Genomic DNA, 26,295 nt, shown 5'->3' on the forward strand with positions numbered 1-26,295 from the left:
GCCCAGCACCCCACGCCGGACCCCACCCCGGTCCCCGCCCCGAACCCCACCCCGGACCCACCGCCCCGGGGGCGGACGTCCGGCCGGCGCCGGCGCCGGTGGCGGAGGCCCGGTCCGCTCCCGGCGGGGGGCCGGTCGGGCAGGCGGGGGAACGGCCGACGTTGCCCCGGCGCCGGGCGCAGCAGCACCTGGCGCCCCAGCTGCGCGACGCGCCCGCCCCGCGGCGTCCCGCGGACGCCGGGCAGCCCGTGCACGACCCCGGCCTCATGGCCGCCTTCCAGCGCGGCTTCGGCCTCGCGCAGTCGGAGAACCAGGTATGACCCCCAGCAACCTCGGCAAGGAGCGCACCACCATGGGCGGCGAAGTGGCGACGAAGACCGGCGGCCGGCTCTCGGATCTCGACTGGCTGCTCAGTGGCCTGGTCCAACGCGTCCCGTACACCCGCAGTGCCGTCCTGCTCACCGCGGACGGGCTCGTGACCTGTGTGCACGGCCTCGATCCCGACAGCGCCGACCACATGGCGGCCCTGGCCTCCGGCCTCTACTCGCTCGGCCGCAGCGCCGGGGCCCGTTTCGGCGACGGGTCCGACGTACGACAGGTCGTGGTCGAACTCGACACCGCGCTCCTCTTCGTCTCCGCGGCCGGGTCCGGCACCTGCCTGGCCGTCCTCGCCGACCGGGAGGCCGACGCCGGCGTCCTCGGCTACGAGATGGCGATGATGGTCAAGAGCGTCCGTCCGTACCTCGCGGCCGCACCCCGGCGGCCCGCCGCGAACGTGGAGCGATGAGGGCCCACGGCAGGGGGGCGTACGGGAAGGGGCGGGACACACCGTGGGTCGACGACTCGGCGGGGCGGGTGATGCGCCCGTACACCGCCAGCGGCGGTCGGACCAGGCCGGGCATCGCGCTCGACCTGCTGTCTCGGATGACCGCGACCGGCGTACGCCCGCGCGTCCCGCTTGGGGCCGAGCACACCCTCGCGCTGCGGTTGTGCGCCGGTGCCGCGACGCTCACCGTCGCCGAGCTGGCGGGCCAGCTGCGGCTCCCCGCCGCGGTGGTCAAGGTGCTGCTGTCCGACCTCATGGAATACGGGGCCGTCATGGCGCAGGCGCCCCGATATCCGGGCGGCGGGTCGTTCGCCGCCGATGACCAGTCCCTCCTCCTGGCGGTGCTCGATGGCCTACGCAGACGACTGTGACGCCCCCGCGACGCTGAAGGTCCTGGTCGCAGGGGGGTTCGGCGCGGGCAAGACCACCTTCGTGGGCGCGGTGAGCGAGATCGAACCGCTGAGCACGGAGGAACTGCTCAGCGACCTCGGCGCGGGCGCCGACCCGCTGCACGGAGTCGAGGCCAAGACCACGACCACCGTGGCGCTCGACTTCGGCCGGATCACCCTGGACGACCGCCACGTGCTCTACCTCTTCGGCACGCCCGGCCAGCACCGCTTCTGGTTCCTGTGGGAGGAGCTGAGCGCGGGCGCGCTGGGGGCCGTGGTGCTCGCGGACACCCGCCGCCTCGCGGACTGCTTCCCGGCCGTGGACTTCTTCGAGCGGCGCGGGATCGGCTTCATCGTCGCCCTCAACGAGTTCGACGGCTGCCACCGCTACACGGCGGACGAGGTCCGGGACGCGGTCGGCCTGGGGCCCGAGGTGCCCGTCGTGCGGTGCGACGCGCGCCGGGCCGGATCGGGGACGGTGACGCTGGCCGCCCTGGTCCGTCACCTGCTGTGCACGTCCGCAGCCCGCACATCGACATCGACAACGCCATCGTCACCGGAATCGGGGGAAACGTGATGCTCTCCTACGAATCGACCGGACACCTGCTGCTCACGCCCGTGGACCGGGACGCGCCCGCACGGGCCGTCCGGCTGCGCGAACTGGGGCTGGGGGAGCGGATGGACGGCGAACTGGACGCCTTCGCGCGGCGCGTGGCGGACGTCCTCGGCGCCCCGTACGCGGGGGTGAACTTCGTCGGCGAGGAACGCCAGTTCTTCGCGGGCCTGCACCACGCGCCCGACGCCCCCGAGAGCGGCTACCCCGCCCGGGTGCTGGCCCGCGACCACGGCTACTGCCCGCACGTGGTGGTGCGCAGGCGCGCACTGGTGCTGGAGGACGTACGGGACTTCGCCCGGTTCGCCGGCAACGCGGTGGTGGACGGGAGCGGGGTCCGGTCCTACCTCGGGGCGCCGCTGACCGACCGGCGCGGCATCGTCCTGGGCACGGTGTGCGCGGTGGACGTGGTGCCGCGGCGGTGGGGGACGGAGGGGCTCGCCACCGCGAAGGAGCTGGCCGCGGAGCTGGTGGCCCTGGTGCACGAGCGGGAGGACCGGCGCGCGTGAGCCCCCTCGTCGGTGGCAGGGGCTACGGTCGTCGGACGAGGACCCACACGCGCCGGCGTCCGGAGAGGAGTCCCGGGGATGGCCACCACCGTGCAGGACGTCCGCCTGATCGCACTGTCCCTCCCGGACAGCACCGAGAAGCCGGCATGGGGCATGCCGGCCTTCCGGGTCGGCGGGAAGATCTTCGCCGCGCTCGCCGACGACGACACCTCGATCGGGGTGAAGTGCCCCAAGGAGGAACGGGCCGGGCTGATCGCGGCCGAACCGGAGAAGTTCTTCCTGCGGGACGGCCACGACGACAACTACGCGTGGATCCGGGTCCGCCTGGCGGCCGTGCAGGACGCGGCCGAGCTGCGCTCGATCCTCACGGACTCCTGGCGCCAGGCGGCCCCGAAGCGCCTGGTCGCGGCCCATCCGGAGCTGACCGGCGGGGCCGGCTGACCTGATCGCGATCCGGTGGCGGAAAGGCGCGCGCGACCACCCGTGGAAATGCGGTATCGTTCTCATGCGCGTTCGGCCAGGGGAAACCCCAGGTCAGCGGGTATCGGGACGTGGCGCAGCTTGGTAGCGCACTTGACTGGGGGTCAAGGGGTCGCAGGTTCAAATCCTGTCGTCCCGACTCGAGAGAGTCGCAGGTCAGGGGCCGTTCAGAGCAATCTGAACGGCCCCTGACGCGTTTGCGGGCCGGACGTCAGGCCGTGGCGGGGGTGTCGGGGATCCGGGAGCCGTGGAGGCCTGCCGCGACGCGGTGCGGGAGACGGCCGAGCGGCTGATCCCGATGTGCTCGCCGGGGCTCACCGGAGCGGTGAGACCGGTGTACCGCCACGCCGCGGCGACCACGGGGTCCGTGGCGAGGTCCTCGGGGTCGGGCGGGGCCGGCCAGGACGAGGCGGGCCGTGAAGGCGGCGATCCGGCCCGTGCCCACGAGACGGTGGACGCTGAAGGCCTGGGGTCGGCGCCGCGCCAGTAGCGGACCAGTTCCGCCGAGGCGGGCCCCTCGGTCTCCGCGGCCATCCGCAGCACCACGTCCAGGTCCTCCGGGCGCAGCGGACGGTCGTGCATCTCGTCCTCGCGGGACCAGGTGCGCAGCCGGGACAGGGTCTCGCCCTCGCGGAAGAGGTGGAAGAGGTCGTCGGTCACGGTCCACACCCGTTCCTCGGGTGCCTCGCGCAGGATGCGCAGGTATCGCGCGAAGGCCGCGCCCACGCACCGGTGGAGGCCGGTCCCGAACGCCATGTGCTGGGCGGCCGCGGTGAAGGAGCGGGCCTTGCCCAGGTCGGTGCGGTGGATGTCGAAGGTGTCCGGGTCTCCGCACGCGTCCGGATCGCGGTTGGCCGCGCCGATCGGAACCTCTCGAAAGGCGCGCCTCGCGCGGAAGTTCGACGGATCCTACCGACGGCGGAACGAACCGTCGGCCGGCGCTGCCGCCGGTCGGCGGCCCGCCGTCACCCGTGGCACTGTGGTCCCATGACCATCGAAGTCCGCCCCGCATCGGTCATCGAGGACGTCCGCACCCTGCTCGGACCGAAGTCCCCCGACGCGAACGTCTGCTGGTGCCTCAGCTACCGCATCCCCTCGAAGCTCAACAATGAACTGCGCGGTCCGGCCCGGGGCGAGTACGTCGCCGGGCTGTGCCGCGGCGGCACCCCTCCGGGCGTCCTCGCCTACGAGGGCGACGAGCCCGTCGGCTGGGCCGCGGTCGCTCCGCGCGCGGACACCTCCTTCGCACGCAGCCGCGCGATCCCGCAGGTCGACGAGCTGCCGGTGTGGTCGCTGTGGTGCATCCGGGTGCGCCCGGGCCACCGGAGGAAGGGCATTTCGCACGCCCTGATCGAGGGCGCGGTCGACTTCGCCCGCACCCACGGCGCACCCGTGGTCGAGGCGTACCCCCTCGACAACGGCGACGCGCGGGTCGACCAGACGATGGCGTACGCGGGCCTGCGCAAGAACTTTGAACGCGCCGGATTCGTGCACGCCGCCGACACCACCTCGGTCCTGGCCGGCCACCCCCGGGTCCTGATGCGCCTCGACCTGCGCTGAGCCGGTGTGGGGTGGGGGCGGCATCCGCTGCCCCCACCGGCCCGCGCCGTCAGTGCCGCCGGACCATCAGGGCGTGCGGGGCCCGGTCGGCCGGGCCCCGGGCGGACTCCCACGCGCGGCGGGCCCGGGCCGTGGGCGCCGGCCGCCTGGACAGGTTGGCGCTCACCAACGACGCCGTACGGACCACCGCCTCACCCAGCAGGGCGATCTGTCTGCCGTCCAGCGCGGTCGCCGCCACCGCCGCGACCACGTGCCCCGCCTCGGAGTACACCGGCGCCGCCACGCACGACAGCGCACTCACGCACTGCCCGTACTGGAAGGCCATCCCCTGCTCCCTGGCCCGCGCGGCCTCCCGCGACCACGCGGCCCGCGACCACCCCTGCGGCGGCCCCGCCTCGGGAGTGGACGCCGTGAGGATCAGCTCTGCCGCACTCCCGGGCGGCAGGACCACCCCGGGATGCAGTGAGAAGACGTCGTCCACCTCGCTGCGCGAACTCCCGACCACGACGGCGTGCCCCGCCTCGGGCACCGACAAGCTCACGCTCAACCTGCCGCCCCCTGAGGCCAGTTCCCTCAGCGGCCGCGCCGACGCGGCCCGCAGTGCCCGCGCCGGATGCCACGCCTGCCCCAGCCGGAACGTCCTCGGGCCCAGCCGGTAACGGCCCGCAGAGCTCTGTACGGCGCCCAGCGCGACGAGTTGCCCGAGCAGCCGGTGCGCCGTCGCCTTCGGCAGGTCGGCGTCCGCCGCGAGCCTGGTCAGGCCCACCTCGTCGCCATGGGCGAGCACCTCCATGAGGGCGAACGCACCCTCCAGTACACCCCGCCCCTCAGTGCCGGATCTGGCCATGAGCGGTCCCCTTCCGTAACGGACCCCATCGGTCGGATGGTGTCCGTAACTCCCCGTTCGTCCCGGCTCATCAGCGAGAACGGTGGTGACGCCCTCCGCTTCCGCCGGTCCGTTGAACGGACCCGATCATTGCCCGAGGCACCGCGATCGCGCCAGGGTGTTGTCACCCAGGGATGCGCGGACCTGCCCCTCGCCGGGGACGGAACACGCGTCCACCAGGAGCGACAAAAGGAGGATCCGATGAGCGCGATCAAGACCAGCGCCAAGCAGTTCAAGTACGTCATGGGCGCCATGACGGCCGTCTTCTTCGGTTCTTGTTCTGCCAGCTGACGCAGATTCGGGGGGTGGGGGCGGCGCGCCGCCCCCACCCCCTTTTCCTTCCGTTCGAGAGGAGGCACGAGTGCTGGAGACCGGTGTCCGGCAGGTCCGGGTGGCGATGGCCATGGTGTTCGGCCGGAGGCTCAACGTACGGGCCGTGGAGCGGCTGGTCGCCGACGCCCTCGCCACGCTGGAGGAGTTCGGCTCGCTCGGCGACGACGTCGACGAACTGGCCGACGGACCGTTCGCCGACCCGGACGAGCGGCGCGACCTGCAGAACCGCGCGCTCCAGCGGACCGTGCGCAGACTCGCCCGGCGCTCGCCCTTCTACCGGGAGCGGCTCGCCGGCATCGACCTCGACGGGCTGACGACCGAGACGCTCACCCGGATCCCGGTGACCCGCAAGGCCGACCTGATCGAGCGTCCCGCCGACTTCCTGTGCAGCACCCCCTACCTCGCGACCCAGACGACCGGCACGACCGGCCGCCCCGTGCAGATGTGGCTCTCCCGCTACGAGATGGAACTCTGGCCCGCCCTGATCGCCCTGTCCGTGGTGCTGCGCGGCGACATCCGCCCCGGCGACCGGATGCAGATCAACCTCAGCTCCCGGGCGACGGCCGCCGTGCAGGAGGACGTCGAGGTCTGCCGGCTCGTGGGCGCCTCCTGCCACGTGGTCGGTCAGGTCCCGCCCGAGGAGTCCGTCGAGCACCTGCTCGGCAGCAACGGCACCCGCCCCACCCTGCTCACCGGCAACCCCAGCTACCTGGCCCGGATGCTCACCGCGGCCCGCCGACGCGGATACGGACCGGCCGACTTCGGCCTCCGGTCGATCTACGCGGGCGGCGAGATCGTCTCCCCCGCCCTGGTGCGGGCCCTGCGCGAGACCTTCGGCGCCGAGACCATCGGCGACAACTTCGGCATGACCGAACTGCTGCCGGTAGGCGGCCGCACCTGCAGCAGGCACCACCTCCACATCGACCCCAACATGGGCTACACCGAGGTGCTCGGCCTGGACACGGGCGAGCCCGTCGCCCCCGGACAGCTCGGGGAACTGACCGTCACGCCGTACTACCCCTACCGGGAGTGCATGCCGGTCCTGCGGTACAACACCGGCGACGTGGTCCGCGCCCTGGACGGCGAACCGGACTGTGAACTGGCCGCCGTGCCCGCCGTCTCGCAGATCCTCGGCAAGGCGGGCACCCTGCTGCGCACCGCCGGTGCGGTCGTCACCCCGCGTGACATCGTGGAGGCCCTCGACGGCACCCCCGGCATGCCGTGGCCACTGCGCCACCGGGCCGCGACCGGCCCCGACGGCCGCCTCCACGTGGAGGTCGCCTCGCGGACCGCGACCACGGCCGAGGTGACCGGGCGGCTGATGGCCCAGGGCATCGACGCGTGCGTCACCGTCCTGGCGCTCGACGACGAGGAGGCCGCGCGCCGCTTCCCCCTCCGCTGCGACCTGCTGGAGCACACCTTCACCCGGAGCCACGCATGACCGTCTTCTTCCAGCTCGCGGTCACCGCGGCCCTCGCGCTCGCGGTCGTCGTCGGCGCCATCGTGTACTTCCGTGCCGTCCGCACCGCCCGGCCGCCCGTCGGCGTCTTCAACGGCCGTGACATCTTCCTGATGATGGGCTTCGTCCTCGCGCTGCCGTACGTCTACCTCGCGCTGCCGGGCGCCGTCCTCCCGGTCGTGCTCGCCCTGGTCTTCGCCGGTGGCCTGTCCGTCGGCTACCAGCCCCTCATCGCGGGCGGCCGGCTGCGCCGGGTGCTGATCACCGCGCTGATCGCGAGCGTGCTGGTCACGCACCTGGCCTTCGGCGAGACCGCGCCTCCGTACTGGGTGGCGAACAGCTGCGTCGTCGGCCTGGTCGTGGTCTCCGCCACGAACCTCAACGTCCAGGGCGGGATGCGGTTGAAGAACGTGGCGTGGTTCCTGCTCGCGCTCGCCGCCTACGACGCCTTCTTCGCCTGGGTCGTCCCGCTCACCCAGGAACTCGCCGACGCGGTCCAGGGCTACCCGTACGCGCCGGCCGCGGGCCTGCGCATCGGCGAGGACCTCGGCGCGGTCGTCGGCATGGGCGACCTGCTCGCCTACGCCCTCTTCACCACCACCGCCTACAAGGCGTACGGAAAGCCCGGGCTGCGGACCGGGATCGCGCTGGTGGTGCTCTTCGGGGCGGTGGCGCCCGTGACCGCCCTGCACCTGATCGCGGCCGCCACCGGCGACGCCCCCGGCATCATCCCCGCCCAGGTCTTCTTCGGCCCGGCCGCCTTCGTCGCCTACCAGGTCCTGCGCCGCCGCGGGCCCGAGCGCCGGATGGCCGACATCGTCTTCGGCCGGGACCGGACGCAGGCGCCGCGGCAGACCCCGGTACGCGCCGGGGCCCGCCCCGTGGCCTGAGCGGGCCGGCCCGCGGGCCGGCGCTACCCGCGCCAGATCCTCTCGTACGCCTCCTGGTAGCCCCGGGGGTCCCACGAGGTGGCGCCGCCGCTGTTGTCGGCGGTGACGACGTGCACGGGGGCGACGTAGCCGCTGGCGGGACGGCCGGCGAACGCCCGGTTGAATTCGTCGACGATCTGCCAGCCCTGCTGTGCGAGCGGTTCGGGGACGGTGGCGGCCTGGTACTGCCTGCTGTTGATGCGCTGGAAGGCGGACGGATCGCCGTCGCCGGCACCGATGTTGGCGGGCGGTCCGCCGCCGGGCTTCCCGGCGGCGCGCAGGGCCGGGGCGGCATCGGCGAAGTAGAGGTCGTTGATGGCGACCGAGTGGGTCCACTTCTTCCCGAAGCGGGACAGGAGGGAGGAGACCTCCTGCGGGGTGCGCCGGCTCGCGTCGGGGATCGGGATGTTCTCGTACGCCAGGAGCTCCACGCCGGGGCAGTCGGCGAGCCGACGCTCGATCAGGTCGGCCTTCGTCCGGGCGAAGGGGATCGAGTCGTCGGTGAAGAGGACGACGCCGGCGCCGCCGTCGGACCGGGCGATGACCCAGTCCGCGCTGATCCTCGCCACGTCCTGCACCTTCGTGGTGATGTTGGTGAAGAGCGGCGGGTTCGTGCTCGGGCCGGGGGCGTCGACCGCGTGCCAGCCGATGAGCGGGATGCCGGCGGCCCGGGCCCGCGCCAGCTGCTGCGAGGTCAGGCGGGGGTCGAACCCGCCGATGACGATGCCCGAGGGCTTGAGGGTGACGGCCTGGCTCAGAGCCGCCTGGATCCCGGCGGGGCTGCCCTCCCCGTCGATCACCCGGACCTCCCAGCCGATGGCCTTCGCGGCACGCTGCAGCCCCCGGGCGACTCCCGCGACGCCCGGATTGGTCATGGTCTGCGCGACGAAGACGATGCTCTTGCCGGGGACCGCGGCGGGGCCGGTCGTGGGGCCGGTCCACGCGCTGTCGGCGCTCTCGGCCTTCCGTACGTCCTCCCGCGCCGCCCGGAGGACGGCCGGGCAGCCGGCCGCCGACGGCCCGGTGGTGCTCGCTCCGCCGCCGCACCCGGCGACGGCCGCCGTGAGCAGGGCTGCGGCCGCGAGAAGGGTCATGCGGTGGGGGTACACGGTGCTCCTGACGATCAGTGCGCTGCGAGGTGGTCTTCAGGGGGTGTCCTGCCGGCCGTGCCGGGCCCGCTCGGCCCCTCCGGCCGTGAGGGCGCCGGCGCGTAGCCGGCGGCGGGCGGAGTAGCCGGCCAGGCCGACCGCGATGAGCAGGGTGGCCCCGTTGAACAGCGGGGTCGCCCAGAACTGCGCGCCGAGCTGGCCGATCCCGGCGAGTCCCACGGCGAGGACGGCCACGCCGACGAGCGTGCCCAGGGCGTTGGCGCGGCCCGGTTTGATCGCCGTGGAACCGAGCAGCGCGCCGACGAAGGCGGGCAGCAGGTACTCCAGGCCGACGCTCGGGTTGCCGATCTGCTGCTGCGCCGCGAGCAGGACCCCGGCGAAACCGACGATGAGGCCCGATGTGGCGAAGGCGACGACGGAGCAGTGGTGCGTGGGGATGCCGAGGATCGAGGCGGCCCGGGGGTTGGAGCCGATGACGTACAGGTACCGGCCGAGCGGCAGCCGTTCCAGCAGCACCCAGAGGGCGGCGACGAGGGCCAGCACGTAGTAGGCGGGGAGCGGCAGCCCGAGGAAGGTGGAGTCGTACAGGCCGGTGAAGGCGGCCGGGAGGCCTTCGGGGCCCGGCACGATCCGTTCCCCGTCGGTGATCCAGCCGGTGGCGGCGTACATCATGCTGCCGGTGCCGAGCGTGGCGATGAGGGAGTCGATCCGGGCGAACTCGACGATGATCCCGTTCGCGATGCCGGCCAGCCCCCCTCCGACGACGACCGTGAGGCAGGCGAGCTGCCAGGGCCAGTGCTCGTCGACGATCAGGTGCAGCACCATGACGTGGGCCAGCCCCAGGCCGTAGCCGATCGACAGGTCGAACCGGCCGGCCGCGATGGGGACCGTCACGCCGAGCGCGAGGATGGCGGGGATCGACTGGTTGGACAGGATCGAGGAGACGTTGTCCATCGTCGGGAAGGTGTCCGGCAGGACGAGGGAGAAGACCAGGAAGAGCAGGACCGTCAGGGTCAGCAGGCCGTAGGTGCCGACGAAGTGGGCGCGGCGGCGGATCACCGGCCCGTACCGTTTCCGGTGATCGCGGGGAGGGCAGAGGCGGTGCGCGTGAGCTCGGTGACGTTCAGGGCCGGGCCCGCCAGCTCGGCCGTCACGGTCCCGCGGCCGAAGACCAGCGCACGGTGGCAGAGGTCGGCGACCTCCTCGAAGTCGGTGGAGATGAGGAGGACCGCGAGGCCCGCCCCGGCCGCCTCGTCGAGGATGCGGTGGATCGCCGCCTTGGCCCCGACGTCCACGCTGGCGGTCGGCTCCTCCAGGATCAGCAGGCGCAGGTTCCCCCGCAGCCACCGGCCGACGACCACCTTCTGCTGATTGCCGCCCGACAGGGTGGCGATGGGCAGCTCACTGTCGCGGGGGTGCACCGAGAACCGTTCGATCAGGGCGCGGGCCTCGGCGCGCTCGCGCCGCGGACCGGTCCAGCGCCACCAGGGCACGCCGGCCGCGCGCGGGTTGGCCAGGAAGTTCTCCCGGACGGTCAGTTCGGCCGCGCAGCCCTCCTCCTGGCGGTTGCCCGCCACGAAACCGACGCCGGAGCGGAGGGCCTCGGCGACGGTGTGCGGCCGGTACGGGCGGCCGTCCAGCAGAGCCCGGCCGCCGAGGAGTGGCAGCGCGCCGGCGAGGGCCCGGCCCAGGTGCGCGTGGCCGGCGCCGGTCAGGCCCACCATGCCGAGGATCTCGCCCGCACGCAGGTCGAGGGCGACGGGCTCCGTGCGGGCGGTCGACGCGCCGTCGAGGCGCAGGACGGCCGGGCGGCCTTGCGCGGACGGGGGCGCGGTGGGGGAGCCGGTGCCGGACGCGGTCGCGGCCGGGGGCCCGGCCCCGGCCGTGGAGCCGTCCGCGGGCGCGGGCCTGCGGCGGGCCGGTTCGTGCCCCACGATGTCGCGTACCAGGCGGGCGGGGGAGTACGGGGCGAGGGGCCCGTGGCTGACGAGGCGGCCGTCGCGCAGGACGGCGAAGGTGTCGGCGACCTCGTAGACCTCGTCGAGCCGGTGGCTGACGTACAGGATGCCGTGCCCGCGGTCGCGCAGGGCGTGCAGCACCTCGAAGAGCCGGACGCAGTCGGCGGCGGGGAGGGTGGCGGTCGGCTCGTCGAGGACGAAGAGCCGGGCCTGTTGCGCCAGGGCGCGGGCGATGGCGACGAGGGACCGCTCGGCGGGGGCGAGATCGGCGATCCGGGCGTCGGCGTCGAGGTGCCCGGCGACGATCCGCAGGGCTTCGTCGCAGCGTTCCCGGGTCCGCCGCCACGAGATCAGTCCGCGGCGCAGGGGGTAGCCGGTGCCCAGGGCGACGTTCTCGGCGACCGTCATCCACTCGACGAGACCGAGGTCCTGGTGGATGAAGGACATGTGGCGGGAGGCGGCCTCGGACGGGACCGGGTGCCCGGCCACCGTCACCTCGCCCGCGTCGGGGTGGTGGACCCCCGCGAGCACTTTGATCAGGGTGGACTTGCCGGCCCCGTTGGGCCCGAGGAGGGCGAGGACGCTGCCGCCGTGGACGTCGAGGTGGACCGAGTCCAGCGCGACGGTGCCGCCGAACCGCTTGCCGAGACCCCGTACCCGGACCAGGGGCTCCCCGCCGGAGGGCGGGGGCGGGCTCATCGAGGTGACGGGAGTGTCATGCACGGACGTCTCCGGGGCCGCCTGGGGGAGGTCTTGCTGCGATGCGGAACAGTCAGGATGCTACTTGGAGATATCGGTAGATGTTCGACATTGTCGGTCACGCCGCGTCCAGGGCGCACTCGGCCCAGATGACCTTGCCGTGGGGGGTGTACCGGGCGCCCCAGGCCTGGGAGAGCTGCGCGACCAGGAACAGGCCGCGTCCGCCCTCGTCCGTCGTGGCGGCCCGCCGCAGGTGCGGAGCGGTACTGCTGCCGTCGGAGACCTCGCAGATCAGGGACCGGTCGTGGATCAGGCGCACCTGGATGGGCTCGCTGCCGTAGCGGACCGCGTTCGTGACCAGCTCGCTGAGCATCAGCTCGGCGGCGAAGGAGAGTTCGTCCAGCCCCCACTCGGCGAGCCGGCGGGTGGCGGCGCCCCGGATGTCGGCGACGAGGGACGGGTCCGGGGGCAGGTCCCAGGTGGCGATCCGGTCCGCGGGCACGGTGCGGGTGCGGGCGACGAGCAGGGCGATGTCGTCACCGGGGTGTTCGGGCGCCACGGCCTCGATGACGGCCCGGCAGGTGTCCTCCGGTCTCCGGTCCGGGTGGGCGAGCGCGACGCGCAACTGGTCGAGCGCCACGTCGATGTCGCGGTGGCGGCCGTCGACGAGACCGTCGGTGTAGAGGACCAGCGTGCTGTGCTCCGGGAGCCGGATCTCGGCGGTCTCGAAGGGCAGGCCGCCCAGGCCCAGGGGCGGTCCGGGGGGCAGGTCGGGGAAGGTCACGCGGCCGTCGGGGTCGACCAGGGCGGGCGGGGGGTGGCCGGCGCGGGCCATCGTGCACACCTGCGACGTGGGGTCGTAGACGGCGTACAGACAGGTGGCGCCGACGATGCCGTTGCTGCCGGTGGCGCTCGCGTCCTCCTCCTCCCGGTCCAGACGTACCAGGAGGTTGTCCAGGTGGGTGAGCAGCTCGTCCGGGGCCAGCTCCAGCTCGGCGAAGTTGCGGGCGGCGATGCGCAGCCGGCCCATCGTGGCGGCCGCGTGCAGCCCGTGTCCGACGACGTCTCCCACCAGCAGGGCGACGCGGGTGCCGGACAGGGGGATGACGTCGAACCAGTCGCCGCCCACCCCGGACTCCGCGGGCAGGTAGCGGTGGGCGACCTCCACGGCGCCCTGCTCGGGCAGGCCGCGCGGCAGCAGGCTGCGCTGCAGGGCCAGGGCGAGGGTGTGCTCGCGGGTGTAGCGGCGGGCGTTGTCGATGCAGAGGGCGGCGCGGGCCGCGAGCTCCCGGGCCAGCCGGGTGTCGTCGTCCCCGAAGGGGGCGGGGTCCTCCGAGCGGTAGAAGGTGGCGATGCCGAGCAGCACGCCGCGGGCCAGCAGCGGGACGCAGATCATGGAGTGCACGTCGTGCGCCAGGATCCCCCGGGCGTGGTCGAGACCCGGGATCATCCAGGCCGGAGTGGTGGCCTGGAGGTCGGTCTCCAGCACGGCGGGCTCGCCCTCCAGGCAGCGCATGTGCGGGGTGCCGGGGTCCAGCCGCACCTGGTGGCCGACCGGGTAGAAGGGGCAGTCGTCGCGGATGCCGTGGACCACCGTGCGGCGCAGGTCGGCCTGCGGGGCAGCGGACTCCTCACCGCGCAGCACGGCCCCGGGCAGGTCGACCGTGACGTAGTCGGCCAGGCGCGGCACGGCCGTCTCGGCGAGTTCCCAGGCGGTGCGGCTGACGTCCAGGGTGGTGCCGATCCGCGTGCTGGCCTCGGCCAGCAGCTCCAGGCGGCGGCGCGCGGCGACCGCGTACTTGCCCACCTCGGGCTCGCCGACCAGCACCAGGCCCCGGACCGGGCCGGGGGCGCCGGCCGGGGCGTCGGGGGCTCCAGCGGCCGGGGCGCCGGGGGTGTCGGACGCGGCGGAGCGGCCGGCGGCCGCACGGTCCGCGGCGGCGTCGGCGAGGTGCCAGGGCAGCGATTCGGCGTGCTCCGTGGCGGCGAGCGACAGCGCGCCGAGGGCGGAGGCGGTGTGCTTCGAGGCGGCGAGGTGGTGCGCCGGCGGGGACTCCCCGGTGAGCACCGCCTCGACGACGACGCCCTCCACCCCCGAAAGGCTCGTGACCGGGCTGCTCAGGAGGGTGACCCCCCGCCCGTGGGAGAGGGACACCTCCACCGCGGCCCGCTGCGGGGAGCAGATGAGTTCGGTGGCCCTGGCCTTGAGGATCATCTGGTCCTGCCGGTCCAGCCCGCCGTCGGTGAGCTCGTCCAGTGCGATCAGCTGCCCGTCCTCGTCGGTCTCCCCACCGCGGGCGCGCAGCCGGGCGTCGAGGTAGGTCCGCAGCAGGGCGCGTTCGCGCGCCGAACTCTGCTCCATGATCCGCCGCTCGATGGACTCCGCGGCCCGCCGGACCAGGACGGGCAGGGACGGGTCCTCGTAGCCGCGCGGGTATCCGAAGCAGAGGACGCCGACTATGTGGCCGCTGAACTGGTCGCGGATCGGGATCGCGGAGCAGGCGTTCGCCTGTGACCGCTCGGCGAAGTGCTCGGCGCCGTAGACCTGGCACAGCCGCCTCTCGGCGAGCGCGAGCCCGATGCCGTTGGTGCCCGCGTAGCGCTCGGCGAAGACGAACCCGGGGACGCTCTGGATGGGCGGCAGCCGGCCCGCCAGGGCGGGTTCCCCGAACCGGCGCTGCAGCACGGTGCCGTTCCCGTCGGCGAGCGAGATGTTCATCTGGCTGCCCGAGAACCGGATCTGGAGCTGGTCGAGGACCGGGGCGGCCGCCCGGACGAGCCGGCTGTCGGGGTCGAAGTCGTCCGTGTAGGGGAGGTCCGTCTGCTCCGGTGAGAGCCCGAGCATCCTGCTGCGCATCCACGAGTTCAGGATGGGCCCGCGGACGCTGCCCTCGACCGATTCGCCCAGCAGGAAACGCTCACGGGAGCGTACGGGGCTGATCTGGCCTCCCGTGACCCCCATCTGCACCACTTCCCCTTGCCGTGCTGCCTGTGAGCGCCTTACGAGTATATTCCTCCGCTTTTAAATCAATATGACCGAAAGGGGTCGTTCTTGCAGTGTTGCCCGCGCATCACAGGACCGCGACCGGGTTGACCGGCGAGCCCGTCCCGCCGGGCACCCTGAGCGGCGATACGACGACCATGAATTCGTACCGCCCTGCCCCGGCGCAGGCGGCGGACAGCGCCTCCAGGTCCAGGTTGTCCAGCAGCGGCACCCCCATGGCGGCGACGGCCAGCGCGTGGACGGGGGAGTGCACGCCCTCGACCGGCGAGGGGCGTACGTCGCTGTCCCCGTCCCCGCCGAGCAGGGCGATCGCGCGCTCGGCGAGCAGCGGTACGGCGTCCACGTGGAGGCCGGCCCCGGCCGCGTCGGCGTCCCAGGGCCCGAGCTCCCACCGCCGCCGGAAGCGGCCGGAGCGCAGCAGCACCGCGCAGCCCTCGTCGATCGTGACCCCGAGGGCCCGCTCCGCGGCGGCGACGTCCCGTGCGCGGACCGCGTGGCCGGGCTCCAGCCAGTCCGTTCCGAGGACGGCCGGCAGGTCGAGGAGCACGCCCTTGGTGACCAGGGGGCCGAGGGCCTCCACCGAACCGAAGCGGGCGCCCCCGGCGTCGACCGACTCCCGGGCCGGGCGGCCGTCGTAGAGCCGGCCCCGGTAGGCCACGTGGGACAGCGCGTCGAGGTGGCTCACGGCCTTGCCGTGGTAGTCGGCGGCGATGAAGTCCTTGTGCGTGGCGGGCTCGGGGGCCTCCACGTCACCGAGGTCGGACATGTAGTGCAGGGCCGGTCTGCTGTTGTCCGGACCGGCGCGGGTGTTCCACGGCAGGCCGAGCTGGACCGTCGTACCGGACCGCACCAGGGCGGCGGCCCGCCGCACGTGGTCCGCGGTGACCCGGTTCCAGGCGCCGCGGTCGGCCGGGGACCAACGCCCCCACGTGCTGACCGCGGCGAAGACGGAGTCGAACTCGGCACGCGACACCGCGGGCCCGCTCCCGGCCGTCCCCGGGGTGCCGGGCCGGGCGGCCGCGTCGTCCGCGGGGCCGCCGCTCACCTGGTGCTCACCTGTCGCTCCTCCACGGCTCGTACGGCTGCGGCGCGCCCCGGTCCGGGACGCGGGCCCGGGGTGCGCACGCAAGCACATGCCCGCGGCCCCGCGGCCCCACGCCGGGAACGCCGCAAGGTCGGCCGTACGGGGGCGCGACCGGCCGCCCGACCGGCGGAGAACCGCCCTCGAGGGCCCCGGGTGGCGGCGAGTGGCGGCGACGAGCCCTGACGGCGCAGGCTGTAAGCATGCGGGCGCCCAGCCGCCCCTCTTCCCGACCGGGAGGCGGCGGCCACCACCAGGTCCTTTTCGTCCTCGCGGAGTGTGTGCCCTTCGCGATCGCGCTCCTGGTGCTGGCCATCGAGTTCACGCCCGCACACGTCCTGTACACCGGGCCCTTCCTGGTGGCCACGCCGGCACTGGCCGCGGTGACCATGGGCCCCAGGGGCACCATCGCGGCGGCGGGCCTGGCCGTGGCGGTGAGCGTGGCCACGGCCACGTACAACCAGGCGTGGGGCAACCAGCAGGTCTACAGCAACTTCCTCGCCCTCTTCCTGGTGTCGGTGGCCAGCGTGGCGACCAGCCGCATGGCCCGCGCGCGCAGCGCGAACGAGCTCAACCAGGTCCGCCGGATCGCCTCGGCGGCGCAGAAGGTCCTGCTGCGGCCCGTGCCCGAACGGCTGGGCCCGCTCCGCGCCGCCAGTGTGTACCTGGCGGCCGAGAAGGGCGCCCAGATCGGAGGGGACCTCTACGAGGCCATGGAGACCCGCTACGGGATCCGGATGATCGTGGGGGACGTCCGCGGCAAGGGACTGCCCGCCGTACGCACGGCCGCGGCGGTGCTGGGGGCCTTCCGGGAGGCCGTCTACTACGAGGACGACCTGGTGGACGTCGTCCGGCACTGCGAGGCGGCCATGCGCCGCGACGCCGCGGTGCCCGGCGCGGTCGACCAGGAGGCGCTGGTGGAGGGCTTCGTCACCGCGGTGGTGGCCCAGGTGCCGGACGGGCACGTGGTCGAGGTGGTCAACCGCGGCCACCCGCCGCCGCTGCTGCTGCGCGACGGGAAGGTCCAGGCCCTGATGCCCGGCTCTCCGCTGCCGCCGCTCGGCCTCGGCGAGTTCATCGCGGGCCCGCCCGGCAGGCGCGAGCGCTACCCCTTCCTGCCGGGCGACCGCCTGCTGCTGCACACCGACGGCGTCAACGAGGCCCGCGACCGCGACAACACCTTCTTCGACCTGCCGGAGGCCATGGAGGACATGGAGGACAGGGAAGCGAAGCACGCCGTGGAAGCGGCGGCGGCTACGATGCCGGACCGCGGCCCCCGGGAGTTCCTCGACCGGCTGTGCCGGGCCCTGGTCCGCCACACCGAGGACCGGCTGGCGGACGACGTGGCGATGATCCTCGTCGAACGGCTCGACGAGGCGGGAGGGCCGGCCCGATGACCCGGGTGCGGTGGCTCCTGGTGCGCGGCGAGCGCGGCAACCCGGCGACCCGTCTGGACGACCGGCGCCCGGACGGCGCCACCTGGTCCCGGGGCAACGAGGCACGGCCGCTGGTCCACGGTGCCGCGTACTTCACCGAGCTCCTCGCGGGCGTCGAGGCGATGCGCGAGGGCGACCTGCTCCTGTTCACCGACTGGCGCGGAGACCCCGACGAGCGGCTCGACGGCCCCGGCACCGAGATCGGCACGGTCCTGTGCCGGGCGGCCGGGCGCGGGGTCATGGTCAAGGGCCTGCTGTGGCGCTCCCACCTGGACAACCTCCACTTCAGCCAGGAGGAGAACCTCCACTTCGGCCAGGAGCTCGCCCGGGCCGGCGGCGAGTGCCTGCTCGACATGCGGGTCCGGCCCGGCGGCTCCCACCACCAGAAGCTGGTGGTGCTGCGCCACCGCGACCGCCCCGAGCGGGACGTCGCGTACGTCGGCGGCATCGACCTCTGCCACAACCGCAACGACGACGCCCGGCACCTCGGCGACCGCCAGTCGCTGCCCATGGCCGCCGCCTACGGGCCGTACCCGCCGTGGCACGACGTCCAGCTCGCTCTGCGGGGACCGGTCGTCGGCGACCTCGAGGCCGTCTTCCGGGAACGCTGGGAGGACCCGGCGCCGCTCAGCCGCAGCCCCCTCACCCGGCTGCGGGAGCGCCTTCACCGGGAGGACGTCAGCGCGGACCCGCTGCCGCCGCAGACCCCCGACCCGGAGCCCTGCGGCACCCACACCGTCCAACTGCTGCGGACCTACCCGAACCGCCTGCTGTTCGGCTATCCCTTCGCCCCGGACGGCGAGCGCAGCATCGCCCGCGGCTACCTCAAGGCGCTGCGGCGGGCCCGGGCGCTGATCTACCTGGAGGACCAGTACCTGTGGTCGCCCCGGGTCGTGGCCGGCTTCGCCGAGGCGCTGCGACGGCAGCCGGGGCTGCGGATGATCGGCGTCGTGCCCACCTTCCCGGACCAGGACGGCGGGCTCACCCTGCCGATGAACCTGATCGGGCGGATCAACGCGCTGGCCGAGCTGCGCCGTGCCGGCGGGGACAGGGTCGCGGTGTACGGCCTGGAGAACCACGCCGGAACCCCCGTCTACGTCCACGCCAAGGTGTGCGTGATCGACGACGTGTGGGCCTCCGTCGGGTCCGACAACATCAACCTCCGCTCGTGGACCCACGACTCCGAACTGGGCTGCTCCGTCATGGACGAGAGCGCGGACCCGCGGGACCCGCGCGACCCGGGCGGCCTGGGGGACGGCGCCCGCGTGTTCGCCCGGGACCTGCGCCTGGAGCTCATGCGCGAGCACCTGGATCTCGCCGACGCCGACGCCGAAGCCGAAGCCGAAGCCGAAGCCGAAGCCGAAGCCGACGCCGAAGCCGACGCCGACGCCGGCGCGGCCGCGGACGCCGACGCCCACGCGGACGCCGGGCCTGACACCGACGTCGGCTCGCGGACCGCGCGGGAGGCCGCGCTGTGCGACCCCGCGGCGGCCTTCGAGGCCTTCGAGGAGGCCGCCGCGGCGCTCGACGCCTGGTACGAGGGCGGCCGCCGAGGCCCCCGCCCGCCGGGGCGGCTGCGCCGCTACGTCCCCCCGGACCTGCCCCTCGGGCAGCGGCTGCCGGCCCGTCTGCTGCACCGCGTCCTGGTCGACCCCGACGGCCGCCCGATGGGGCTGAGGTTGCGCAGGAGGTTCTGACCGGGGCCGCGTACCGGCGCTGACCGGGGCAAACCCGGGCGGCGCACGGTGTGACGGGTACCCCTTAAGCGGCCAATGGGTAGTGGGGTTAGCATATGAGCGCCGCCTAGCTCGAAAGATAAAGCCTGTGACTGTCAACGAGGACTCGTTCACCAACTGGAACCACCGCGAGGAGATCGCGGAGGCGATGATCCCGATCATCGGGAAGCTGCACCGGGAGCGGGACGTCAACATCCTGCTCCACAGCCGCTCCCTGGTGAACAAATCGGTGGTCAGCATCCTCAAGACCCACCGCTTCGCCCGGCAGATCGACGGCGAGGAGCTGTCGGTCACCGAGACCATGCCGTTCCTGCAGGCGCTCACCGCGCTGGACCTCGGTCCCTCCCAGATCGACCTCGGCATGCTCGCCGCCACCTACAAGGCCGACGACCGCGGCCTGTCGGTGGACGAGTTCACCGCCCAGGCCGTCGCCGGCGCCACGGGTGAGAACAAGCTGGAGCGCAGCGAGGGCCGCGACGTCGTCCTGTACGGCTTCGGCCGCATCGGCCGCCTGGTCGCCCGCCTGCTCATCGAGAAGGCCGGTTCCGGCAAGGGCCTGCGTCTGCGGGCCATCGTCGTCCGCGGCGGCGGCGACCAGGACCTGGTCAAGCGCGCCTCGCTGCTGCGCCGCGACTCGATCCACGGCCAGTTCCAGGGCACGATCACCGTGGACGAGGCCAACAGCACCATCGTCGCCAACGGCAACGCGATCAAGGTGATCTACGCCAACGACCCCTCCGAGGTCGACTACACGGCGTACGGCATCAAGGACGCCATCCTCATCGACAACACGGGCAAGTGGCGCGACCGCGAGGGCCTGTCCAAGCACCTGCGCCCCGGCATCGACAAGGTCGTCCTGACCGCCCCGGGCAAGGGCGACGTCCCGAACATCGTCCACGGCGTCAACCACGACACCGTCAAGCCGGACGAGCGGATCCTGTCCTGCGCGTCCTGCACCACCAACGCGATCGTCCCGCCGCTGAAGGCGATGGACGACGAGTACGGCGTGCTGCGCGGCCACGTCGAGACCGTCCACTCGTTCACGAACGACCAGAACCTGCTGGACAACTACCACAAGGCCGACCGCCGCGGCCGTTCCGCGCCGCTGAACATGGTCATCACCGAGACCGGCGCCGCCTCCGCCGTCGCCAAGGCGCTGCCCGACCTCAAGGCGCCCATCACCGGCAGCTCGATCCGCGTCCCCGTCCCGGACGTCTCGATCGCCATCCTCAGCCTGCGCCTGGGCCGCGAGACCACCCGCGAGGAGGTCCTCGACCACCTGCGTGACGTCTCGCTGAACTCGCCGCTGAAGCGCCAGATCGACTTCACCACCGCGCCCGACGCCGTCTCCATGGACTTCGTCGGCTCGCGCCACGCGTCCATCGTCGACGCCGGCGCGACCAAGGTCGACGGCGACAACGCGATCCTCTACCTCTGGTACGACAACGAGTTCGGCTACTCGTGCCAGGTCATCCGCGTGGTCCAGCACGTCTCCGGCGTGGAGTACCCGACCTACCCGGCCCCGGCGGTCTGATCCCGCCCGGACCCCTGCCGACGCCGCCCCGCCGCTCCGCGCCGCGGGGCGGCGGTGTTCCTGCTTCCCGCCCGCACCGGCCGTCAGGCGTCGGCGGGTACCGGCCGGCGCAGCAGGTACACGGCGGCGGCACCGACCAGGGCGGCCATGCACGCGATGAACGCCAGCCCGGCGCCCTCCAGACCGATCGGGTCCACGAGCAGCCCCACGCCGATCACCGGTACGGAGATGCCCGCGTAGGCGACGACGAACAGGGTCGAGATCACCGCCGCGCGCCGGTCCGGCGGTGAGGCCGCGGCCACCGCCGACAGGGCCCCGCGGAACGCCAGCCCCTGCCCGACCCCGCCGACCAGCGCGCTCGCCACCACCAGCGCCAGCAGGTCCCACACCAGGGCGCCCGCGAGCAGCGCCAGCCCGGCGAGCAGCCCCGCGCAGCCCAGCGGCAGCGACCGCCGCACCCCGACCCGGCCGACCGCCAGCTGCCCGGCGGTCGAGGCGAAGAACGCCAGCGCGACGACCAGCCCGCTGACGGCGTGGTCGTGCACGTCGAGGGACTGTGCGAGGAAGGCCGGGCTGACCGAGGTGAACACGCCGAAGAGCGCGAAGCCGACGAACGCGGCGATCGCCGCCGGCCCGAACACCGACCGCACCTGCGGGGGTACGCCCGGCCGCTGCGGCCGCACCGTGCTCAGCGCCCGCCGCTCGCGCACGGTCTCGTCCAGGCCCAGCAGGACGGCGGCCGAGACGCCCACCAGGAACAGGTGCACCACGAACGGCAGGTACAGCGGCCAGGGGGCGTACTGCGCGAGCACGCCGGCGAGCAGGGGGCCGCAGCCCAGCCCGCCCATGTTGGCGGCCGTCGCCACGAACGTGGCCCGCGAGGCCCCGCCGACGGGCGCCAGCTCCATGACGTAGACCGTCGCGGCTCCGGTGAACAGCCCGGCGGACAGCCCCGACAGCAGCCGTCCCGCGTAGAGCCAGCCCAGCGCGGTGGCGCACAGGAAGCAGATTGCGCTGGCCGCGGAGAACCCCAGGCCCATCAGCAGCACCGGCCGCCGGCCGACGGCGTCCGAGGCGTTGCCCGCCAGCAGGAGCACGCCGATGACCCCGAAGGCGTACACGGCGTACACCACGGTCACCACCAGCTCGGAGAACCCGAACTTCTCCTGGTACAGGGGGTAGAGCGGGGTCGGCAGCGTGGTGCCGGCCATGCACACGGCGAACACCGCCCCGGCGAGCAAGCACTGGCGCCACCCGAGGCGGCGATCACCGTCCATGCCGCCGACGGTAACCCGGGCTCCGCGGCTCCGCAGGGCGGGTCAGGGGCGGCCCTCGTGGAGCTCCAGCGGGCCGGTGCCGCGGGCCCGGGCTGCGAGGCAGGCGGTGATCTGGCGCCGCAGGGCACCTTTGACCAGGGTGCGGAGCTCCTCGCGCGGGACGGTGCGCCACTGCAGGAGCTCGGTCGGGTCCAGCCGGATGCGGGCCAGTGCCGGGCCGTCGAGGACGCCGCCGTCGTAGAGGAAACGGATCCGGGCCGGACGGCCCGGCTTGTGCGACCAGTTCACGGCGAGCAGACGGCCCGGGGCCAGGTCGAGGCCGAGCTCCTCACGGACCTCCCGCCGGGCGGCGGCGCGCGGGATCTCGCCGAGGTCGCTGTCGATGCCGCCGCCCGGGAGGTTCCAGCGGTCGGTGCGGCCGTAAGCGGGCTGCACCAGCAGGATCCGGCCGTCGGCGGCGGTGAACAGCACGCTCGCCGCGGTCAGGGCCTTCGGCCGGCTGGCCCGATGGCTGGCGGCGTCGAGTCCGCCCGCGTGCTCCAGGGCCGCGCGTCGTGCCGGATCCAGGCCGGCCGGTGAGCCCGGCTGGGGCACGCCGTCGGCCAGGTGGGCGAAGGAGCCGCTGTGCAGGGCGGCCAGTGCGGCCCGCAGCCGGGATGCGACCCGGGCGGGCAGGACCGCGCAGGCCTCCTCCGGCTCCAGCCAGCGCGCCGCGGCGGTCACGCCGTCGGGACGGGAGACCGCTGCGGCTTCCTGGGGCGAGAGCGGTCCGACGAGGTGGACGTGCACGATCAGGGAGCGGCCGTGCGGTCCGGGCGGCCGCGAGTCCACCGCCAGCAGCCGGCCGACCGGCACGCCCAGTGCCAGTTCCTCCCGCAGCTCGCGCGCCAGCCCCTGCTCCGGCGTCTCGGTCTCCCCGACCGCGCCGCACGGCAGCTGCGGGTCCGCTCCGTCCGCGGGGACCAGTACGAGGACCCGCCCGCAGGTGTCGAGGACGATCCCGGTGGCGGCCACGAGCGGCGCCGGCCGGGCCGTGTCGGGGGAGGGGCGGTCGGGCACGGCGGGCTCCTGGTACTCGGGTGGTCAGCAAGCACTATGCCCCTTTCGCCTGCCGGCTCCCACCGCCGACATGCGCTTCCCCCGCCAAGCCTGACACCCTTCCGACCCGGCCTTCCGACCCGGCCTTCCGACCCGGCCTTCCGACCCCGGCCTGCGGCCCGGCGTCGTTGTCTGCTGCCCCCGGGAGGGGCTAGGCGCGGGCCAGGAGGAGGCCCCCCATCGTGATCATCGTCGCCGAGACGAGGCCGTCCATGACGCGCCAGGCCGCGGGACGGGCGAGGAGGCCGCTCAGCAGCCGGGCCCCGTAGCCCAGGCTCGTGAACCAGGTCAGGCTGGCCAGGCCGGCCCCGATGCCGAAGGCCCAGCGCAGGTCGCCGCGGTCGGCGGCGAGGGAGCCGACGAGCAGCACCGTGTCCAGGTAGACGTGCGGGTTCAGCCAGGTCATGGCCAGGCTGGTCAGCACGGCCCGGCGGGCGGACCCCGGGGACGCTCCGTCCGTGGTGAGGGCGGCTCCGGGAGTGGGCCGCAGCACCCGGCGCGCGGCCAGCACCCCGTAGCAGACGAGGAACGCGCCCCCGGCCAGGCCCACCACGGTCAGCGCGGCGGGCCAGGCGGTCACGAAGGCACCGACCCCGGCGACGCCGAGGGCGATGAGCAGCGCGTCGGAGACGGCGCAGATGGCGACCACGGCGAGGACCGCGTGCCGGCGCACGCCCTGACGGAGGACGAAGGCGTTCTGCGCGCCGATGGCGACGATGAGGGAGAGCCCGGTGCCGAAGCCCGCCAGGGCCGCGGTGATGATGCCGTGTGTCATGGCTCCGACCGTAGGCAGCCTGCGCCTTTCAGTACAGCTAAAGGTTTTTACGTACCATTAGCGCTCGTGATGGACGAGCTTCCCCTGGACCAGGTGCGCACGCTGCTCGCCGTGGTGGACGAGGGCACCTTCGACGCGGCGGCCGCCGCCCTGCACGTGACCCCCTCCGCGGTCAGCCAGCGGGTCAAGGCCCTCGAACAACGCACCGGGCGGGTCCTGCTGGTGCGGACGAAACCGGTGCGGGCCACGGAATCCGGGGAGGTCGTGGTCCGCTTCGCCCGGCAGCTGGCCCGGCTGGAGCGGGACGCGCGAGCCGAGCTCGGCATGGCCGACGACAGGGGGCCGGTACGGTTGCCGATCGCGGTCAACGCGGACTCCCTCGCGACCTGGTTCCTGCCGGTGCTGACGAGGCTCCCGCAGGATCTGCCGGTCTGCATCGAGCTGCGCCGCGAGGACGAGTCGCACACGACGGCCCTGCTGCGCGAGGGCCAGGTGATGGCCGCGGTGACCTCCTCCCCGGACTCGGTCGCCGGGTGCAGCGTACGGATGCTGGGACTGGCGCGGTACCTGCCGACGGCCAGCCCCGCCTTCGCCGCCCGGTACCTGACGGGCACGCCGGAGCGGGACCTGCGGAAGGCGCCGACGATCGTCTTCGACCGCAAGGACGACCTCCAGGACGCCTTCGTGCGCTCGCTGACCGGGGACGCGTCGGCCGGGGCGGGCCCGGTACGCCACCACGTGCCGACGTCGGAGGGCTTCCGGGACGCGGTCGTAGCCGGTCTGGGCTGGGGGCTGGTGCCCGAGCAGCAGGCGGTCCCGCTCGTGCGCACGGGCGAGCTGGTACTGCTGGTGCCCCGGCGGCCGCTGGACGTACCGCTGTACTGGCAGCAGTGGAAGCTGGACTCGCCCGCCCTGTCGACGGTTGCGGACGTGGTCGCGGCGGCGGCCGCGGAGGCGCTGCGCAGCCCTGCGGCGTGATCGCCGGGCCGGGGCGTGGGCATAGGCTTGCGGACCATGGAGTCCTACACGATCGGCCAGGCGGCCCGGCTGCTCGGCGTGAGCGTCGACACGGCCCGGCGCTGGGCGGACGCCGAACGTTTCCCCACCCACCGCGAGGGCACGCGCAGGATGGTGGACGGGCCGGACCTGGCCGCGTTCTGCGTCGAGGCCGCACAGGAGGGCGCCGAGGGCGAGGAAGTCGCGTACACCTCGGCGCGCAACGCCTTCCCGGGCATCGTCACCGGGGTGAAGCTCGGCACGGTCGACGCGCAGGTGGAGATCCAGGCCGGTCCGCACCGCATCGTGTCGCTGCTGACGCGGGAGGCGGTCGAGGAACTCGGCCTGGAGGTGGGCGCGCGGGCCACGGCCCGCGTGAAGTCGACCAGCGTGTTCATCGACCGGGTCTGAGTCACGCCCGCGGCGACGGCGGGCGCCGCCCGGGTGGTGAGCCCGGCCGGGGGCCGCCCGGAGACGATGGCAGACTGGCCGCTGATCCGCCGAAGGGGAGTACGCCGTTGTCCATGTTCAGCAACCTGCGCCGGGCCGTGCGCCGCGGCTACCGGCGGGCCGTCGACCTCAGCCACCCCGCCCGCTCCCCGCTCGGCAGCGCGGTGGTCAACTGCCTCGTCTACCGGGACGGGGTACGGCAGGACGACTGCTCGGAGGTCGAGGAGGCGCTGCGCCGGGTCCGCAAGACGGGCGACGGCTTCGTCTGGATCGGCCTGCACGAGCCCGAGCAGTCGGAACTCGCCGGGCTCGCCGAGCTGTTCGGCCTGCACCCCCTCGCCGTCGAGGACGCCGTGCACGCGCACCAGCGGCCCAAGGTGGAACGCTACGGCGACACGTTGTTCTCCGTCTTCAAGACCGTGCGCTATGTGGAGCACGAGGAGCTGACCGCGACCAGCGAGGTAGTGGAGACCGGCGAGCTGATGGCCTTCACCGGCCAGGACTTCGTCATCACCATCCGGCACGGCGGCCGCGGCACCCTCGGCCCGGTGCGCGAGGAGCTGGAGACCGTCCCGGACCAGCTGCTCAAGGGGCCCGCGGCGGTCCTGCACGCCATCGCCGACCACGTGGTCGACGACTACATGGCCGTCACGGACGCCGTGCAGAACGACATCGACGCCGTGGAGACCGCGGTGTTCAGCGAGAACGGCGGGCGCGGCGACGCCGGCCGGATCTACCAGCTCAAGCGCGAACTCCTGGAACTGCGCAGGGCGGTTGCCCCGCTGAGCCGCCCGCTCGAGCAGCTGGCCACGCAGCCGATACCGGTCATCCCGCCGGAGATCCGCGCGTACTTCCGGGACGTGGCCGACCACGTGACCCGGGCCACCGACCAGATCGGCGCCTACGACAACCTCCTGGACTCCATCCTCCAGGCCCACCTCGCGCAGGTGACCGTCGCCCAGAACGAGGACATGCGCAAGATCACGGCATGGGCGGCGATCGTGGCCGTCCCCACCATGGTCTGCGGCGTCTACGGCATGAACTTCGACCACATGCCGGAACTGCACTGGACGTACGGCTACCCGCTCGTCCTCGGCGTCATGGCGCTCGCGTGCTTCGTCATCCACCGCGGCTTCCGCCGCAACGGGTGGCTCTGAC

At 73.8% G+C, this 26,295-nt stretch carries 24 protein-coding genes, 1 tRNA gene and 1 pseudogene; 16 read left to right on the forward strand and 10 right to left on the reverse strand.

What is annotated here, in order from left to right; translation table 11 throughout:
• The 7 genes and pseudogenes from IH80_RS45625 to IH80_RS0101885 all read left to right on the forward strand — a co-directional run.
• Window positions 1-320 (forward strand): annotated as a pseudogene (locus IH80_RS45625) (ATP-binding protein); the annotation flags it as partial.
• 32 nt (window positions 321-352) lie between these two features.
• The gene (locus IH80_RS0101860) at window positions 353-787 is read left to right on the forward strand and encodes a roadblock/LC7 domain-containing protein (protein WP_030957086.1); all 435 of its coding nucleotides are present in this window, start codon (window positions 353-355) and stop codon (window positions 785-787) included.
• Entirely contained in the window at window positions 784-1,197 is a 414-nt protein-coding gene (locus tag IH80_RS0101865) for a DUF742 domain-containing protein (protein WP_051808651.1), read from the forward strand. The genes IH80_RS0101860 and IH80_RS0101865 overlap by 4 nt, the downstream gene beginning before the upstream one ends.
• Complete coding sequence (locus IH80_RS0101870; RefSeq protein ID WP_030957093.1) at window positions 1,175-1,792, forward strand: GTP-binding protein; 618 nt, start codon at window positions 1,175-1,177, stop codon at window positions 1,790-1,792. The genes IH80_RS0101865 and IH80_RS0101870 overlap by 23 nt, the downstream gene beginning before the upstream one ends.
• Entirely contained in the window at window positions 1,792-2,337 is a 546-nt protein-coding gene (locus IH80_RS0101875; protein ID WP_030957095.1) for a GAF domain-containing protein, read from the forward strand. The genes IH80_RS0101870 and IH80_RS0101875 overlap by 1 nt, the downstream gene beginning before the upstream one ends.
• Window positions 2,338-2,415: 78 nt before the next feature.
• On the forward strand, window positions 2,416-2,778 hold the full coding sequence (locus tag IH80_RS0101880; protein WP_030957097.1) for an MmcQ/YjbR family DNA-binding protein: 363 nt from the start codon (window positions 2,416-2,418) through the stop codon (window positions 2,776-2,778).
• A 104-nt stretch (window positions 2,779-2,882) separates the two neighbouring features.
• Window positions 2,883-2,956: transfer RNA gene (locus tag IH80_RS0101885), tRNA-Pro, on the forward strand.
• A gap of 17 nt (window positions 2,957-2,973) precedes the next feature.
• Here IH80_RS0101885 and IH80_RS47065 read toward each other — a convergent pair.
• Window positions 2,974-3,681 carry a cytochrome P450 gene (locus tag IH80_RS47065; RefSeq protein ID WP_324609383.1) on the reverse strand — a complete coding sequence of 236 codons (708 nt, stop codon included), beginning with the start codon at window positions 3,679-3,681 and terminating at the stop codon, window positions 2,974-2,976.
• A 123-nt stretch (window positions 3,682-3,804) separates the two neighbouring features.
• Between IH80_RS47065 and IH80_RS0101895 the strand changes: the two genes are divergently transcribed.
• Window positions 3,805-4,377 (forward strand): GNAT family N-acetyltransferase, encoded by a 573-nt coding sequence (locus IH80_RS0101895; protein WP_030957100.1) that lies wholly within the window; start codon window positions 3,805-3,807, stop codon window positions 4,375-4,377.
• Window positions 4,378-4,426: 49 nt separating this feature from the next.
• Here the strand turns inward: IH80_RS0101895 and IH80_RS0101900 are convergent, their stop codons facing one another.
• The gene (locus tag IH80_RS0101900; protein WP_078906268.1) at window positions 4,427-5,224 is read right to left on the reverse strand and encodes an IclR family transcriptional regulator; all 798 of its coding nucleotides are present in this window, start codon (window positions 5,222-5,224) and stop codon (window positions 4,427-4,429) included.
• Window positions 5,225-5,624: 400 nt separating this feature from the next.
• Between IH80_RS0101900 and IH80_RS0101910 the strand changes: the two genes are divergently transcribed.
• Window positions 5,625-7,037: a phenylacetate--CoA ligase family protein gene (locus IH80_RS0101910; protein ID WP_030957102.1), complete on the forward strand. Its 1,413-nt coding sequence runs from the start codon at window positions 5,625-5,627 to the stop codon at window positions 7,035-7,037.
• Window positions 7,034-7,945 carry a hypothetical protein gene (locus IH80_RS0101915; RefSeq protein WP_030957103.1) on the forward strand — a complete coding sequence of 304 codons (912 nt, stop codon included), beginning with the start codon at window positions 7,034-7,036 and terminating at the stop codon, window positions 7,943-7,945. The genes IH80_RS0101910 and IH80_RS0101915 overlap by 4 nt, the downstream gene beginning before the upstream one ends.
• A gap of 23 nt (window positions 7,946-7,968) precedes the next feature.
• Here IH80_RS0101915 and IH80_RS0101920 read toward each other — a convergent pair whose 3' ends face one another.
• The 5 genes from IH80_RS0101920 to IH80_RS0101940 form a co-directional block, all read right to left on the reverse strand.
• Window positions 7,969-9,078: a substrate-binding domain-containing protein gene (locus tag IH80_RS0101920; RefSeq protein ID WP_030957104.1), complete on the reverse strand. Its 1,110-nt coding sequence runs from the start codon at window positions 9,076-9,078 to the stop codon at window positions 7,969-7,971.
• A gap of 51 nt (window positions 9,079-9,129) precedes the next feature.
• Entirely contained in the window at window positions 9,130-10,152 is a 1,023-nt protein-coding gene (locus tag IH80_RS0101925; RefSeq protein WP_051808654.1) for an ABC transporter permease, read from the reverse strand.
• A complete protein-coding gene (locus IH80_RS0101930; protein WP_030957106.1) occupies window positions 10,149-11,774 on the reverse strand; it encodes a sugar ABC transporter ATP-binding protein in 1,626 nt (541 codons plus the stop codon). The genes IH80_RS0101925 and IH80_RS0101930 overlap by 4 nt, the downstream gene beginning before the upstream one ends.
• Before the next feature lie 94 nt (window positions 11,775-11,868).
• Window positions 11,869-14,712 (reverse strand): SpoIIE family protein phosphatase, encoded by a 2,844-nt coding sequence (locus tag IH80_RS0101935; RefSeq protein WP_030957107.1) that lies wholly within the window; start codon window positions 14,710-14,712, stop codon window positions 11,869-11,871.
• 109 nt (window positions 14,713-14,821) lie between these two features.
• Window positions 14,822-15,727 carry a cyclase family protein gene (locus IH80_RS0101940; protein ID WP_420708752.1) on the reverse strand — a complete coding sequence of 302 codons (906 nt, stop codon included), beginning with the start codon at window positions 15,725-15,727 and terminating at the stop codon, window positions 14,822-14,824.
• Window positions 15,728-16,038: 311 nt separating this feature from the next.
• Between IH80_RS0101940 and IH80_RS0101945 the strand changes: the two genes are divergently transcribed.
• The 3 genes from IH80_RS0101945 to IH80_RS0101955 all read left to right on the forward strand — a co-directional run bounded on the left by IH80_RS0101945 (window position 16,039) and on the right by IH80_RS0101955 (window position 20,541).
• Window positions 16,039-17,232, forward strand: a complete 1,194-nt coding sequence (locus IH80_RS0101945) for a PP2C family protein-serine/threonine phosphatase (protein ID WP_030957110.1) — start codon at window positions 16,039-16,041, stop codon at window positions 17,230-17,232.
• Complete coding sequence (locus IH80_RS0101950) at window positions 17,229-18,968, forward strand: phospholipase D family protein (RefSeq protein ID WP_030957111.1); 1,740 nt, start codon at window positions 17,229-17,231, stop codon at window positions 18,966-18,968. The genes IH80_RS0101945 and IH80_RS0101950 overlap by 4 nt, the downstream gene beginning before the upstream one ends.
• A 127-nt stretch (window positions 18,969-19,095) precedes the next feature.
• A complete protein-coding gene (locus tag IH80_RS0101955; RefSeq protein ID WP_030957112.1) occupies window positions 19,096-20,541 on the forward strand; it encodes a glyceraldehyde-3-phosphate dehydrogenase in 1,446 nt (481 codons plus the stop codon).
• 83 nt (window positions 20,542-20,624) lie between these two features.
• Here IH80_RS0101955 and IH80_RS0101960 read toward each other — a convergent pair whose 3' ends face one another.
• The 3 genes from IH80_RS0101960 to IH80_RS0101970 all read right to left on the reverse strand — a co-directional run bounded on the left by IH80_RS0101960 (window position 20,625) and on the right by IH80_RS0101970 (window position 23,691).
• Window positions 20,625-21,818, reverse strand: coding sequence for an MFS transporter (locus IH80_RS0101960; RefSeq protein WP_030957114.1), 1,194 nt, complete (start codon window positions 21,816-21,818; stop codon window positions 20,625-20,627).
• A 42-nt stretch (window positions 21,819-21,860) separates the two neighbouring features.
• Window positions 21,861-22,877 (reverse strand): NUDIX hydrolase, encoded by a 1,017-nt coding sequence (locus IH80_RS47070; protein WP_324609380.1) that lies wholly within the window; start codon window positions 22,875-22,877, stop codon window positions 21,861-21,863.
• Between the two features lie 190 nt (window positions 22,878-23,067).
• On the reverse strand, window positions 23,068-23,691 hold the full coding sequence (locus tag IH80_RS0101970) for a LysE/ArgO family amino acid transporter (RefSeq protein WP_030957118.1): 624 nt from the start codon (window positions 23,689-23,691) through the stop codon (window positions 23,068-23,070).
• A 69-nt stretch (window positions 23,692-23,760) separates the two neighbouring features.
• On the opposite strand from IH80_RS0101970, the gene IH80_RS0101975 reads away from it, so the two are divergent.
• From IH80_RS0101975 to corA, 3 genes are all read left to right on the forward strand, one after another.
• Complete coding sequence (locus IH80_RS0101975; RefSeq protein ID WP_030957119.1) at window positions 23,761-24,669, forward strand: LysR family transcriptional regulator ArgP; 909 nt, start codon at window positions 23,761-23,763, stop codon at window positions 24,667-24,669.
• Between the two features lie 36 nt (window positions 24,670-24,705).
• The gene (locus IH80_RS0101980) at window positions 24,706-25,098 is read left to right on the forward strand and encodes a TOBE domain-containing protein (RefSeq protein ID WP_030957121.1); all 393 of its coding nucleotides are present in this window, start codon (window positions 24,706-24,708) and stop codon (window positions 25,096-25,098) included.
• Window positions 25,099-25,211: 113 nt separating this feature from the next.
• On the forward strand, window positions 25,212-26,294 hold the full coding sequence (gene corA / locus IH80_RS0101985) for a magnesium/cobalt transporter CorA (RefSeq protein ID WP_037878621.1): 1,083 nt from the start codon (window positions 25,212-25,214) through the stop codon (window positions 26,292-26,294).
• The last annotated feature ends 1 nt before the right edge of the window (window position 26,295 follow it).

Origin of the sequence: Streptomyces sp. NRRL S-378, from assembly GCF_000720645.1 — a bacterium.
Classification (GTDB): Bacteria; Actinomycetota; Actinomycetes; order Streptomycetales; family Streptomycetaceae; genus Streptomyces.